Annotated in this window: 13 protein-coding genes; 5 read left to right on the top strand and 8 right to left on the bottom strand. The window is 69.0% G+C overall.

Annotated features, from left to right (window positions below; translation table 11 throughout):
• Positions 1-38 precede the first annotated feature (38 nt).
• A complete protein-coding gene (locus A605_RS03715) occupies positions 39-1,247 on the top strand; it encodes a polysaccharide pyruvyl transferase family protein (protein WP_015400167.1) in 1,209 nt (402 codons plus the stop codon).
• A gap of 481 nt (positions 1,248-1,728) precedes the next feature.
• On the opposite strand, the gene A605_RS03710 is transcribed toward A605_RS03715, so the two are convergent.
• Entirely contained in the window at positions 1,729-3,096 is a 1,368-nt protein-coding gene (locus A605_RS03710) for a phosphomannomutase/phosphoglucomutase (RefSeq protein WP_015400166.1), read from the bottom strand.
• Positions 3,097-3,163: 67 nt separating this feature from the next.
• Positions 3,164-3,670, bottom strand: coding sequence for a DUF3499 domain-containing protein (locus tag A605_RS03705; RefSeq protein WP_081602078.1), 507 nt, complete (start codon positions 3,668-3,670; stop codon positions 3,164-3,166).
• Between the two features lie 89 nt (positions 3,671-3,759).
• On the opposite strand from A605_RS03705, the gene A605_RS03700 reads away from it, so the two are divergent.
• Positions 3,760-4,224 carry a metallopeptidase family protein gene (locus tag A605_RS03700; protein ID WP_015400164.1) on the top strand — a complete coding sequence of 155 codons (465 nt, stop codon included), beginning with the start codon at positions 3,760-3,762 and terminating at the stop codon, positions 4,222-4,224.
• 10 nt (positions 4,225-4,234) lie between these two features.
• Here the strand turns inward: A605_RS03700 and A605_RS03695 are convergent, their stop codons facing one another.
• From A605_RS03695 to rfbD, 4 genes are all read right to left on the bottom strand, one after another.
• On the bottom strand, positions 4,235-4,483 hold the full coding sequence (locus A605_RS03695) for a WhiB family transcriptional regulator (RefSeq protein WP_042440276.1): 249 nt from the start codon (positions 4,481-4,483) through the stop codon (positions 4,235-4,237).
• Positions 4,484-4,804: 321 nt separating this feature from the next.
• Positions 4,805-5,884, bottom strand: a complete 1,080-nt coding sequence (gene manB / locus A605_RS03690) for a mannose-1-phosphate guanylyltransferase (protein ID WP_015400162.1) — start codon at positions 5,882-5,884, stop codon at positions 4,805-4,807.
• Between the two features lie 81 nt (positions 5,885-5,965).
• Positions 5,966-6,871 (bottom strand): glycosyltransferase family 2 protein, encoded by a 906-nt coding sequence (locus A605_RS03685; RefSeq protein WP_015400161.1) that lies wholly within the window; start codon positions 6,869-6,871, stop codon positions 5,966-5,968.
• The gene (gene rfbD, locus A605_RS03680) at positions 6,868-7,710 is read right to left on the bottom strand and encodes a dTDP-4-dehydrorhamnose reductase (protein WP_015400160.1); all 843 of its coding nucleotides are present in this window, start codon (positions 7,708-7,710) and stop codon (positions 6,868-6,870) included. The genes A605_RS03685 and rfbD overlap by 4 nt, the downstream gene beginning before the upstream one ends.
• A gap of 64 nt (positions 7,711-7,774) precedes the next feature.
• Between rfbD and A605_RS03675 the strand changes: the two genes are divergently transcribed.
• The gene (locus A605_RS03675) at positions 7,775-9,397 is read left to right on the top strand and encodes an LCP family protein (protein ID WP_015400159.1); all 1,623 of its coding nucleotides are present in this window, start codon (positions 7,775-7,777) and stop codon (positions 9,395-9,397) included.
• 114 nt (positions 9,398-9,511) lie between these two features.
• On the opposite strand, the gene A605_RS03670 is transcribed toward A605_RS03675, so the two are convergent.
• A complete protein-coding gene (locus tag A605_RS03670) occupies positions 9,512-10,015 on the bottom strand; it encodes a Rib/alpha-like domain-containing protein (protein ID WP_015400158.1) in 504 nt (167 codons plus the stop codon).
• A 197-nt stretch (positions 10,016-10,212) separates the two neighbouring features.
• Here A605_RS03670 and A605_RS03665 point away from each other — a divergent pair, with 197 nt between their 5' ends.
• Positions 10,213-11,130 (top strand): alpha/beta hydrolase, encoded by a 918-nt coding sequence (locus tag A605_RS03665; RefSeq protein ID WP_015400157.1) that lies wholly within the window; start codon positions 10,213-10,215, stop codon positions 11,128-11,130.
• Positions 11,131-11,138: 8 nt separating this feature from the next.
• Here A605_RS03665 and A605_RS03660 read toward each other — a convergent pair whose 3' ends face one another.
• A complete protein-coding gene (locus A605_RS03660) occupies positions 11,139-11,660 on the bottom strand; it encodes a TspO/MBR family protein (RefSeq protein ID WP_015400156.1) in 522 nt (173 codons plus the stop codon).
• A gap of 204 nt (positions 11,661-11,864) precedes the next feature.
• Here A605_RS03660 and A605_RS03655 point away from each other — a divergent pair, with 204 nt between their 5' ends.
• A complete protein-coding gene (locus tag A605_RS03655) occupies positions 11,865-13,037 on the top strand; it encodes an ArsB/NhaD family transporter (RefSeq protein ID WP_015400155.1) in 1,173 nt (390 codons plus the stop codon).
• The last annotated feature ends 110 nt before the right edge of the window (positions 13,038-13,147 follow it).

Raw genomic sequence — 13,147 nt, 5'->3', positions numbered from 1 at the left:
AACCGGACCCCGCGCCGGGGGATGGAAAGATATCAGGAATGCGCCGCGAACGAGAGCTGATCTATCTGGTGGCCCCGTCCGGGCACCCCAACTTCGGCGACGAGTTCATCGCCTCCGCCTGGTTGCGTGAGCTCGCCCGCCGCCGGCCCCGCGCCCGCGTGGTCCTCGACTGCCACACCCCCGGCGTCGCGGCCGTCCTGCACCACCGCGTCCACCCCGACCTGACCGTCACCGACACGCTGTGGCGCCTGGCCGAACGCGCGGAGACCCCGGATGACGCCGCCGCCGTCGTCGCCGATCCCGGACGGTTTCCCGAGCTGGTCAGCGGCGTCCACCTCGCCGCGCACGCCGATGTCGTCCACGTGCTCGGCGGCGGGTGGATCAACGACCACTGGCCGCACCACACGAAGGTCGTGGCGGCCGCCGCGAGCGTCGGCAGACCCCAGGCGGTGCGGGCGGCCACCGGGCAGGGGCTCACTCCGGCCACGGAGGTCGCCGCCGATCTCGCGCCCTGGTGGGCACGCTTCGACCGTGTCGACGTCCGTGACACCCCCTCCCTCGACGTCCTGCCGGCGGGCGTGGACGCGGCGGTCTCCGGCGACGACGCGTGGCTGTACGCCGCCGACACCGTTGTCCGGCACGGGCTGGGCCAGGGCACGGCCGACGCCCGCGACCGCGACTTCGTGCTCTGCGCGCAGTCGGATCTGCTGGGCGTGCCGGTGGAACAGCTGGCGCAATGGCTGCTGGACGCGCTGCGGGCACTGGGGGCCACCGGTCCGCGGCTGGCGGTCGTCGAGTGCATCCCGCGTGGCGACGCCGTCGTGTGGGATCACATGCGACGGCTCGACCCGCACCTGTGCGCAGGTGCCCACTTCGTGGCCTTCGATGAACTGTGGACCCACGGCCTGCCCGCCCGTCCCGGCCAGACGTGGGTGACCACCCGCTACCACCCGCACCTGATCGCCGCGGCGCGCGGAGCCCGGGGCATCGCCGTCGTCGCCCACGAGGGTCCCTACTACCAGGTCAAGCACGAGGCGGTGGGCAGCTCCTGGCCCGTGGTGGCGGTGACTGGTTCCTCTGGCACGGAGGTTCCCGCCGCCGGTCCGGGCTTCACCGAGGGGCAGCTCCGGGAGCGGTCCGAGCTGGCGCGGGCGGTGGCGGACCGGATCTACCCGGTGGGGCGGTTGGCCGACGTGGTGCGGAACACTTTCGAGGCTCTGCGGGACAAACTGTGGGCTCAGGGATAGGTACGGCTGGTATGACGGGATAACGCGAAGACTTGGAGGAAACACGCGCATCCCCGGATCCGCATGAAAGGTGCCTGAGTCCGGGACAACTTCAGGCGACTGGGGTCCCGATCTATGTTTGTCACGCCTTCAGACCGCCTCAGAGTGAACAGCCTCCGCCGTGACGATCCCCTACCGGCCCGAGCCGATTCGTCGACAAAACACCCGCGGCCGGTATACCTTCGCCACGCCTTCGTGCCACCGCAGTGTGAACAGCCTCCGCCGTGACGATCCCCTACCGGCCCGAGCCGATTCGTCGACAAAACACCCGCGGCCGGTATACCTTCGTCACGCCTTCAGGCCGCCTCAGGGTGAAGAGTCTCCGCCGTGACGATCCCCTACCGGTCCGAGCCGATTCGTCGACAAAACACCCGCGGCCGGTATACCTTCGCCACGCCTTCAGGCCGGCCCGGAAAATCCGACCCGAACCCAGAACCCGGACCTAAGCCCGGATGACGCCCAGGATCTCCTCGGACAGGGCGTCGACCTCCTCGGCCGTGGGGGCCTCGACGTTCAAACGCAGCAGCGGCTCGGTGTTGGAGGGGCGGATGTTGAACCAGGCCTTGGTGTCCTTGAGCTCCACGGTCACGCCGTCGATGCGGTCGACCGACTCGATGCGGTCAGCGAAGGCGTCGAGCACGGCCTGGGTGCGCTCGGTCTGGTCGGCGACCTCGGAGTTGAGCTCGCCGGAGGCGGCGTAGCGGGAGTACTCGGCCATCATCCCGGACAGCGGCCTGTCCTGGGAACCGAGGGCGGCCAGCACGTGCATGGCGGCCAGGATGCCGGAATCGGCGTTGAAGAACTCGGTGAAGTAGTAGTGCGCGGAGTGCTCGCCACCGAAGACGGCGCCGGTCCGGGCCATCTCCGCCTTGATGAAGGAGTGGCCCACGCGGGCGCGCACGGCCTTGCCGCCGTTCTCCCCGATGATCTCGGGCACGGCCTTGGAGGTGATCGCATTGTGGATGATCGTGGCGCCGGGGCGCTCGGCCAGGTAGCGCTCCGCGACGATCGCGCAGATCGCCGAGGAGGAGACCGGATCGCCCTTCTCGTCGATGACGAAGCAGCGGTCGGCGTCGCCGTCGAAGGCCAGGCCGATGTCCGCGCCCTGCTCCACGACGAACTTCTGCAGGTCGACCAGGTTCTTCGGGTCGAGCGGGTTCGCCTCGTGGTTGGGGAAGGTGCCGTCGAGCTCGAAGTACAGCGGGCGCACGTCCAGCGGCAGGCCCTTGAACACCTCGGGCACGGTCAACCCGGCCATGCCGTTTCCGGCGTCCACGGCGACGACCAGCGGGCGGGTGCCGCGGAGGTTGACCAGGCTGCGCAGATAGGCGCCGTAGTCGGCCAGCACGTCGCGCTCGCTGACGGTGCCCTTGACCCCGTGGTAGTTGGACATGCCGTTGACCAGGTACTCGGTGATCTCACCCAGGCCCGTCTCCTGGCCGACGGGGCGTGCCCCGGAGCGGCAGAGCTTGATGCCGTTGTACTGGGCCGGGTTGTGGCTGGCGGTGAACATCGCGCCGGCGCAGTCGAGGGTGCCCGAGGCGAAGTACAGCTCGTCGGTGGAGGTCAGTCCGAGCTTGATCACGTCCAGCCCGTGGGCGGTCACCCCCTCGGCGAAGGCGTCGACCAGCTCCGGCGAGGACGGTCGCATGTCGTGGCCGACGACCACGGTGGTCTCACCCTCGCCGCGCAGGAGCCGGGCGAAGGCCGCGCCGGTGTCACGGATGAAGTCTGCGTCGATGTCACGGCCGACGACGCCTCGCACGTCGTACGCCTTGACGACGGAGGTGACGGATTCGCGGGTGCGCATGGGGCAGCTCTGCTTTCTTCTTCTTGGACAGCTGACCCCGATGATCGTACCGGTGCCGCCCGCTCCCCTACCGCGGGGAGTCGGGTGAGCCGGGCGTGTGCGGATCGTCGACGCCCTCCCCGGTGCCCGGGACGTCGCCGTCATCGACCGTGTTGTCGGTGACCAGCCGCAGGTGACCGCGGCGCAGCTCCTTGGCCTCGGCGACCCGCTTGGTGCGCAGCACCGGGTGGTTGGAACTGACCGGGTCGGCCGGATCCTCCGGGTTGACGAACTCGTCGAAGTCGTGGTCGTCCTCGACCAGACCGCTGGTCACGCGGCCGGCCTCCCGGACGGCCTCGGCCAGTGCGGTCAGGTCCTCGTCGTCGTCGATCTCGATGTGGTTGACGCGCAGCATCTCCCAGCCCAGCGGGGCCGTGATCTTCTCGGCGTGCCGGTCGCACAGGTCCCAGCTGTGCGGCTCGGCGGCGGGCGCGAGCGGTCCGACCACGGCGGTGGACTCGGCGTAGGCGTAGGTCAACGTGGCCACGGCGGGCTTGCCGCAGCCGGGCCGGGAACAACGACGAAAGTTACTCACAGCGTCAAAGTCTAAACCCCCGCTTGAGATTTGAACAGTCGCGGCGCGTCCCCACAACCCCCCGCGCCCGGGGCTCTAAGGTGGATTTCATGACCATCCGGCACATCCGACCCTTCCGGAACCGTCACGGACGCGGCTCGCGTGGCCCCCTCCTGCCGACGGCCGCCCCGCGTCACCGCAGTCGGCGGCAGTCCTTCGACATCGCCGTCCTCGAGGCCTACGGCCCCATCCTGCACCGTTTCGCGCCACAGTTGAGCGGACTGGACATCGCGGTGGACACGGTGCCCCGGATGCGCCTGCGTGCGGACATGACGGTCCTGCCGGACGAGATCATCGCGGACGGTCCCGTGCCGCTGGGCCGGGTGATTCCCGCGGGCATCGACCCCGAGGGCCGGCCCACCAGAGCCCGGCTGGTGCTGTTCCGGATGCCGATCGAGCAGCGCACGGAGACGACGCATGAGCGGCAGGAGCTCCTGACGACGATCCTGACCGCCCTGGTCGCGAATTACCTGAACCTGGATCCGTCGGACATCGATCCGGACTTCCAGTGGTAGCTGGGGTGCGTCAGCCGATCTGACGCTTGAGCCGCCGCCGCTCACGGTCGGAGAGTCCGCCCCAGATGCCGAACCGCTCATCGTGTTCGAGGGCGTACTCGAGGCATTCGTCGCGCACGGCGCAGGCCTGGCAGATGCGCTTGGCCTCGCGGGTGGAACCGCCCTTCTCCGGGAAGAAGGCCTCCGGATCGGTCTGGGCGCACAGCGCCTGATCCTGCCATTCCTGCTCGACGGCGCCGAAGAGGTCGTCGAGGGTCATCTCGGCTGCGGCTCCGCCACGGAGAATGACGCCGTTCGTTCTGTCGTCCACGCCGCGTCCTCTCTCCGTAGTTCGTTGTTTATCGATTGGTTAATGGTGCGTTATCAGTGTGTTAGCACTGTTGCCGATTGAACACGGAAACACTAAATATCGTCAACCTCTACCGAGGGGAATATCCGGTGAACTTCCGTCTCCGCAGGTCAGATTTCACTCCAGTAACTTTCGTCACACGAATACAAAGGTGGGGGTAGGCAAAGGGGGTACTAGATATGGCGGTGTCCCAAAAAGCTGGCAACAACTGCCAGGTACCTGAGAATATTCTCAGGCATCAGATGAGAATCGCACCCCGTTGTCGGGGATGTTCACCCCCGGCCACACCCGCAGCCCGCCCTGCAGCTCGCACCGCGCGCCGATGTGGGCGCCCTCCCCGATCACACAGCCGGTGATCCGGGCGTTCGCGCCGATCGTCGCCCCGGCCGCGATGATCGAATCCTCGATCACGGCACCCGGCTCGATGGTCACGCCGTCGAAGACTACCGTGTCATCGAGGCGGGAACCGGCGCCGATCTCGGTGCCGCGGCCCACGGAGGTGCCGCCGACGAGGATGACGCCACCGGCCACGCCCGCGGACTCGTCGACCAGGGCCTCACCGGTGCGCCCCTCCAGCAACGGGGAGTGCGCGATGCCGCGCACCAGGTCCGAGGAGCCGCGGACGAAGTCGTCGGGGCGGCCCATGTCGCGCCAGTAGGCGGCGTCGACGTGGCCGAAGACGCGCTTGCCGTCGGTGAGGAACTGCGGGAAGGTCTCGCGCTCCACGGAGACCACCCGGCCAGAGGGGATCTCGGCGATGAGCTCGCGGCGGAAGACGTAGCAGCCGGCGTTGATCTGGTCGGTCGGCGGATCCTCGGTCTTCTCCAGGAACTCCAGCACCCGGCCCTCGTCGTCGGTGGGCACGCAGCCGAAGGCGCGCGGGTCCGGCACGCGCACCAGGTGCATGGTCAGGTCGGCCTCCTTCGACCGGTGGGTGTCGAGGATGCCCACCAGGTCGGTGTTGCAGAGCACGTCGCCGTTGAAGACCATCACGGTGTCGTGGCGCAGCCGGTCGTGGACGTTGCGGATGCCGCCGCCGGTGCCCAGGGCCTCCTCCTCCACGACGTACTCGATCTCCAGGCCCAGCTCGGAACCGTCCCCGAAGTACTCCTCGAAGACCTCGGCACGGTAGGAGGTGCCCATGACCACGTGGGTGATGCCCGCGGCCTTGATACGCGCCAGCAGGTGCTGGAGGAAGGGGTACCCGGCCGTGGAGAGCATCGGCTTCGGCGTGTTCACGGTCAGCGGGCGCAGGCGGGTGCCGCGGCCGCCGACCAGGATCACGGCGTCGGTTTCAGAGGGGTGTGCCATCGTCTCGGTTCCTTCGGATGAATTCTCGGGGCGGGTGAATCGTTTCAGGGGCGTCGGCCTACCGGCGGCGGCCGGACAGGGCTAGCCGCGGTCCCGGCGCGCGCGGGAGACCGCGTAGATCTGCCGGAGTTTGAGGCCCGTCCGCAACGCCAGGCGGACGGGGGCCTGCCACGGGTGCGGCAGCCGGTCCGACTGGAAACGGTAGGCGCTCTCGTGGTGGGCGGGCAGCATCAGCTCGGGTACCTCGCCGGCGGCGTGGCCCTTGGCGTGGGTGATGCGGGCGTTCGCGCAGTACACGTTGACGTGGCCGGCGCGGGTGAAGCGGTCGCCCAGGTCGACGTCCTCCATGTACATGAAGTAGCGCTCGTCGAAGCCGCCGATGGCCTCGAAGGCGTCCCAGCGCACGAGCAGGCAGGAGCCGGACAGCCAGCCGGCGGTACGTTCGTGGTCCATGTCCGCGTTGTCGCGGTAGGCACGGGTCCAGGGGTTCGACGGCCAGACGGTGCCGAGCAGGGCGTGGCCGATGCCGTTGCCGAGGGTGGGCACCGCCCGTGCCGAGGGGTAGGTGGTGCCGTCGGCCTCGTCGATGCGGGGGCCGACGGCGGCGGCGTCGGGCCAGCGGCGGGCGCAGGCGATCAGCGCGTCGATCGAGCCGGGCCCGAAGACGACGTCGGGATTGGAGATGACGAAGAACTCGCCGTCGATCTCGCCCGCTTCGCGACGCCCGCGCAGGTGGCGCACCGCGGCGTTGACGCCGCTGCCGTAGCCGAGGTTGCCGCCGGTGGGCAGGAACTCGACGCCCCCGCGGCGGGCCGCCTCCGCCTCGGGCACGCCGTCGGTGGACCCGTTGTCGGCCAGCACCACGGCGGTCTCGCGGTCCGTGGCGGCGGCCAGGCTGTCCAGGAAGGTCGCCAGATGACGCCCCGGGGAATAGGTCACCGTGACGACGGCGACGGGGGCGGTTGCGGCCACGGACGAGGTACTCACAATGGGCGCATATTACCGGCCACCGAGGCCGTAAGGCTGCTGCGCCACTCCGGGAGCGGCCAGTCGGAGGCCAGGACCGACCATCCGGGTCGCGGGGCCCGGACCGGGTACTCCGCGGAAGTGACCGGCCGGATGCGGCCGGGATCGGCGCCCACCTGCTCGAATGTGGCGCACGCGAGCTCGTACCAGGTGGCCCGGCCGCCCCCGGCGGCGTGAGACACGCCACCGGGGCGCTCCCGCACCGCCCGCCAGACCACCTGCGCCAGGTCGGCGGCGTAGGTAGGGCAGCCGTGCTGGTCGTCGACGACCGTCAGTTCCTCCCGCTCGCGCTCCAGGCGCAGCATGGTGGAGACGAAGTCCCGGTGGCCGGGCAGCAGGTTGGCGCTGTAGACCCAGGCGGTGCGCAGGATCGTCGCGTCCGTACCTTCCAGGCGCCGCTCGCCGGCCAGCTTGGTGCGCCCGTAGACGGTGTCCGGGTTCGTCGGGTCGGCCGGGGTGAGCGGGTGGCGCAGCGCGCCCGAGCCGAAGACGTAGTCGGTGGAGATGTGCACCAGGTGCGCGCCCTCGCGTCCGCAGCGCTCGGCGAGGTGGCCGACGGCCGTGTCGTTGACTGCCGTGGCCCCGGCGATGTCGTCCTCGGCGGCGTCGACACTGGTGTAGGCGGCGGTGTTGACCACGACGTCGGCCCGGTCGAGCGCCTCGTGCGTGGCGACGTCGGCGGCGTCGGTGATGTCGAGGTCCGCGCGGTCCAGCCAGGTGGGATTCCCCACGTCGGCGGGCAGGGTGAGCCGCATCGCCGAGGCGAGCTGGCCGCCGCTTCCCGTGACCACGATCTTCATGCCTTAGACTCCTTCTTTAGTTTCTGCCCCTGTTGTACCCGTCCCCTCCGGAGAATTTCACCTCGTGAACGAGAAGTACCGCCCCGTGCGCGACATTCAGCCGCCGCCCTCCGCGGGCCCGGCGATCCGCCAGATCGGTCCGAAGCCGCTGAAGGCGGTCCTGGCCGTGCTCGCGGCGCTCGTCCTGATCGTCTCCGCGCTCGGCTACTTCACCGTCGGCCGCCTCGGCTCAGAGGTCGCCTCCGCCGGCAACCTCTCCCTCGGTGGCGGGAAGGGCACCAAGGACGCCGCGGACGGGGCCACCGACATCCTGCTGGTGGGCACTGACTCGCGCACCGACGCCCAGGGCAACCCCCTGTCCCGGGAGGAGCTCGACCGCCTCCACGCGGGCGTGGACGACGGCGAAGAGAACACGGACACGATGATGGTCATCCGCGTGCCCAACGACGGCTCCTCGGCCACCGCGGTGTCCATCCCACGTGACACGTACATTCACGACGAAGACTTCGGCAACATGAAGATCAACGGCGTGTACGCGGCCCACAAGACCGAGCGCAAGGACGAGCTGATCGAGCAGGGCATGACCAACGACAAGCTCATCGAGGAGCGGTCCATGGACGCCGGCCGCGAGGGTCTGCTCCAGGCGGTCACGGACCTCACCGGCGTGGAGGTCGACAACTACGCCGAGATCGGCCTGTTCGGCTTCGTCCTGCTCACCGACGCCGTCGGCGGTGTCGACGTGTGCCTCAACGCCCCGGTCGACGACGAGTTCTCCGGCGCCGACTTCCCCGCGGGGGAGCAGACCCTCAACGGCGCCGAGGCCCTGGCCTTCGTGCGTCAGCGTCACGGCCTGCCCCGCGGCGACCTCGACCGCATCGTCCGCCAGCAGGCGTTCATGGCCTCCCTGGTCAACAAGGTCCTCGAGGCCGGCACCCTGACGAACCCGGGCAAGCTCTCGGACATGAGCAACGCCGTGGAGCGCTCCGTGGTCATCGACGCGAACTGGGACATCATGTCCTTCGCCACCCAGCTGGCCAACCTCGCCGGCGGCAACGTCACCTTCACCACCATCCCGGTGACCTCCATCGACGGCACCGGCGACTACGGCGAATCCATCGTCACCGTCGACGTGAACCAGGTTCACGGTTTCATGGACGAGCTGCTCAACCAGGAGGAGCCCGCCGAAACCGAAGAGCCCGAGGAGACCGGAGAGCCCGAGGCCCCGGAGGGTGCGGACAGCGAGGGCGAGACCGGTGGCGAGCCCGCCGCCCCGGCGATCGCCGACCTGGACGTCCACGTGCTCAACGCGGGCCAGACCTCCGGACTGGCCGGCTCCGTCGGCGCCCACCTGGAGGAGAACGGCTACACGGTCGTCGAGGTCTCCAACGCCCAGCCGGGCATCTACTGGCAGAGCCAGGTCGTCGCCGCGGACGCGCAGGATCCGCAGGCCCAGGCTCTGGCGGAGACCCTCGGCGGGGTGCCGGTCACCGCGAACCCCAACCTGGACGCCAGCACCCTGATCGTGGTCACCCACGACGACTACGCCGGCCCCATGGGCGAGGCCACCGACACGGGCGCCCCGACGAGCACCGAGGCTCCGGTGGGCACCCCGGGCACCGACTTCGGTGACGCCGAGGTCGCCCCCGAGATCGACGCTGGCGGCGACGGCCCGCGCTGCGTGAATTAGACCCTGCCACGGAAGTCTTTTTAGTCACCGGGCGATGTTGGTGACCTGAACGGTGGCCTCGAACCAGCAGGAGTTCTCATGGCCGGGGATGCACCCGGGGGGCCGTCTGCGGGTTCAGACCATCGTCGAACTCGTGGAGGACTGTTTCAGGTGCAGATAGGGGGCCACCGGGATCATGACGCTGAGGGGGATGTCCGCGAGGTAGTCCACGAAGACCACCGCAGAAGAAGCCTGGGTGGACTGGTCCGGGTGCGTGACCAGGACCGGGATCCGGTAGTAACCCTCTGCGTGGCGCGGGGCAGTCACGGTCAGAATGTTGTCGGTAATGGAGAGGGACCATCCGTCCGCGCGGAGTTCCTCCAGGCCGGCGCCCTCGTCGAGCGTCAGGGCGGTCCCGGCCGGAAGATCGTCTCTCAGTGGGGTGAAGGTGTCGGTGTCACCCTGGAGAATGTAGAGCGAGGTGTAGGTGAACAGCTGTGGGTCGGCGACTTCCCGGGAAGTCTGCCCACCCGCGACCTCCGCAGCATGAGCCTGGGGGGTCGAGGTGATGGGGGCGACCAAGGCGGTCCCACCGATGGCGGCAGCAGTGAGCGCGGAGAACAGTTTTCGGGAGAACACTTCCACAGGCTCCTCGGGAGAATAGTGAGTTACCGCACCGGGTGGTGCGGCCAGTAGGACCATACGCGAGACCGCATTTCAACCCTGGCTTCGACGTCCCCGTCGTCAACGCCGGACCCGACACCTGCTTTCACAACAGGACCCAGCGGTCCCAGTAGGCTGCTCCACAGTCTCACCCGCTGTTTCCAGGAGTCACGATGCCCGTCCACCCCGACGCCCAGAAGTACCTCGACCTCACCGCCGGCGCGGTTCCCCTCGACACGCAGTCCGCCGAGCAGAACCGCGCGGACCAGGTCGAATCGCTTCCCCTCAGAGGCGAGGCGGTGGAGATGCACAGCGTCCGGGACACCGAGATCGGTGGCGTCCCGGTCCGGGTCTACGTCCCCTTCGAGTCCGACGGACCCCTGCCGTGCGTGATCTACTTCCACGGCGGTGGCTGGGTCATCGGCAACCGGGACATGGTCGACACCACGGTCCGGGAGATCGCGGCGGAGGCCGGGGCGATCGGGGTCAACGTGGAGTACCGGCTCGCCCCGGAGCACCCCTTTCCCGCCGCCATCGACGACGCGACCGCCGTGGTGACGGCGATCCTGGACGGGGACTCAGGCCTGGACATCGCCGCGGACAAGGTCGCGGTGGCCGGCGACAGCGCCGGAGGAAATATCAGCGCGGTCATCGCCCAGCAGCTGCGCGGCCGCACTCCGGCACTGGCGCACCAGGTGTTGATCTACCCTGTCACCGACGTCGCGACGGCGGACACCGGCAGTTACGCGGAATTCGCGGAAGGTCACTTCCTGACCGCGCGCGACATGGCCTACTTCATTGACCAGTACGCCGGGGACGCCGACCGGAATGATCCGCGGCTCTCCCCGATCCGCAGCGGGGAGCTGGGCGGCCTGCCGCCCGCCACCGTGGTCATCGCGGAATGCGACCCCCTCGCCGACGACGGCCGCGCCTACGCACGGGCGTTGCTGGCGGCGGGCAACCGGGTCAGCACCGTGGAGTTCATGGGGCAGGTGCATCCGTTCGTCTCCCTGGGCGGAATCATCGAGGACGCCCACGTCGCCCGCCAGCTGATCGGCCGACGGTTGAAGGCGGCCTTCGCGCAGGCGTAGTCTTTCCGCTACCTGCCGGAGTTGCGGCGGGCGATCTCGGTGCTCAACGCCGTGGCGAAACCGGTCCACACCGCATAGGGGGACAATGCGGCACCGCGCTGCGGCGAGGACTTCCAGGCCCGGCGCACCAGATCCGCGGAGCTGACCGCCAGCAACGCCGATCCCGCCGCCGCCAGCCAGGGGCGCTTCGAACGGAAGAACAAACCACTCCAGCTGCCGTTGAGCACCAGGTTCTTGGCCAGCGCCTTCTGGAAGGGCTTCGAGGAACCCGGTTTCTTTTCCTCGGCGTCGGCGATCACCAGCGCCGACACTACGGCGATGTCCACGTACAGGCTCGTCCAGACGATGGGGAACGCCGCCTTCGGCGGCTGCCACGAGGGCTTGTCCAGGCTCTTGTACCACCGGTTCTCCGGATCGGTGAGCAGGGTGCCGACGGTGGCGGCGGCGCCCACCGCCGCCCCGGTCTTGAGCAGCGTGCGGGGGAAGCGGGTGGAGGTCAGGTTCTTCGTGGCACTGTCGATGGCGACCATGTCTACCTTTCTCTCGGCGGGCTTTTGCGCCAGTGTAGGTACGTGCCCCGCGACATGTCCCCGCCGCCGAAGCCCCTGCCCGGACGTGGAGAGGGCCCCGCCCACTCACCGGCAACGTCCCCCTTCGAACATCGGCCCTGACTGTGTGGGCTAGCTTGTGAAGAAACGGGCTGCCGGCCCGGCGGGCGAGGCGGAAGGTGAGCGGTGACGACGGGCATCATCCTCGGGCTGGGTTCGGCCGTCAGTCTCGTGACGCTTCTCCTCCTGGATGTGGCCGCCTTCCAGGAACTGCTGGCCCGGGTGCTGCCCATCCTGGGTTTCGTGGCCGCGATGTCCGTGGTGGTCAACGCCGCCGAATCCGAGGGAACCTTCGGCGGACTGCTCAGCCTGGTGCAGCGGCTGCTGGGGATCAGCACCCGGGGCCGGCGCAGCGATCACCTCAAGTCCTGGCTGCTCATCATCTTCGCTTGCCTGCTGACCACCATCTTCTTCTCCCTGGACACCACCGCCATCCTGCTGACCCCGCTGGTGATCAAGCTGGCCCGGCACGCCGGGCTGAGCCTGCTCGGCGCGACTTTCGCGGTGGTGTGGACGGCCAACCTTGGTTCGCTGCTGCTGCCGATCTCGAACCTGACCAACCTGCTGGCCCTGCAGACGGAGCACTTCAGCGGGCTGGGGGATTATCTGGGCCAGTCCTGGTTTCCCTCCCTGGTCCTGATCGTGGTGGCCGCCCTGTGCCCCCTGCTCATCCGGGACCGGGCGGAGACACCCGAGCAGGGCACCGCCCCACCGGGCAATGAGCTGAACCCGCGGGCGAAGATCTTCGCCGTGCTCATCGGCATCCTGCTCATCCTGCTGCTCACCCCGCTGGAATTCTGGCTCCCCACCACCGTGGTCGCCGTGATCTCCGTGCTGTTGCTGCACCGGTGGAACCGGCCGGCGCTGAGCTGGCACATGGTCCCGTGGAACACCCTGGCCTTCGCGCTGCTGCTGACCACCCTGGCGGCCATCGTCCACCACGCCGGGTGGCTGGATGCGGTGATCAGCTGGCTCGCCGGCCACGGCGACGGATCGGACGGGCTGTTCACCATCGCCCTCGCCGGCGGCGTGCTGGCCAACCTCATCAACAACATCCCCGCCTACCTGGCACTCGAGCCGGCGGCAGATTCCGCGCGTAGCCTGCTCACCCTGCTCATCGGGGTGAACGCCGCGCCGATCATCACGCCCTGGGCTTCCCTGGCCACCCTGCTGTGGGCGGACCAGGCCCGGCGTCAGGGAGTCGAAGTCCGCTGGCGCACCTTCATCCTCCTTGGCCTGGTGATTGCGCCGGTAGCGGTGGGGTTGGGAGTGCTCGCTGTGCTGGTGTCCCCGGCTTGAGGTGCCACCGCGAAATCCCCACCAACGGGGGCGGTACGCCACCCCGATTTCATATTGTGATCTAACCGACACTTTTGCCTCGCGGATGGGCTATGGTCTGCGATAAGTCC

The organism is Corynebacterium halotolerans YIM 70093 = DSM 44683 (assembly GCF_000341345.1).
GTDB classification, from domain to species: Bacteria; Actinomycetota; Actinomycetes; order Mycobacteriales; family Mycobacteriaceae; genus Corynebacterium; species Corynebacterium halotolerans.
This window is presented reverse-complemented; position numbering and strand designations above follow the sequence as displayed.

Excerpts from the sequence above, each read along its gene's own strand:
- A605_RS03665 (WP_015400157.1), top strand. The coding sequence starts at position 10,213 with ATGCCCGTCCACCCCGACGCCCAGAAGTACCTCGACCTCACCGCCGGC.
- A605_RS03700 (WP_015400164.1), top strand. The coding sequence starts at position 3,760 with ATGACCATCCGGCACATCCGACCCTTCCGGAACCGTCACGGACGCGGC.
- rfbD (WP_015400160.1), bottom strand. The coding sequence starts at position 7,710 with ATGAAGATCGTGGTCACGGGAAGCGGCGGCCAGCTCGCCTCGGCGATG.
- A605_RS03710 (WP_015400166.1), bottom strand. The coding sequence starts at position 3,096 with ATGCGCACCCGCGAATCCGTCACCTCCGTCGTCAAGGCGTACGACGTG.
- manB (WP_015400162.1), bottom strand. The coding sequence starts at position 5,884 with ATGGCACACCCCTCTGAAACCGACGCCGTGATCCTGGTCGGCGGCCGC.
- A605_RS03695 (WP_042440276.1), bottom strand. The coding sequence starts at position 4,483 with ATGACCCTCGACGACCTCTTCGGCGCCGTCGAGCAGGAATGGCAGGAT.
- A605_RS03660 (WP_015400156.1), bottom strand. The coding sequence starts at position 11,660 with ATGGTCGCCATCGACAGTGCCACGAAGAACCTGACCTCCACCCGCTTC.
- A605_RS03715 (WP_015400167.1), top strand. The coding sequence starts at position 39 with ATGCGCCGCGAACGAGAGCTGATCTATCTGGTGGCCCCGTCCGGGCAC.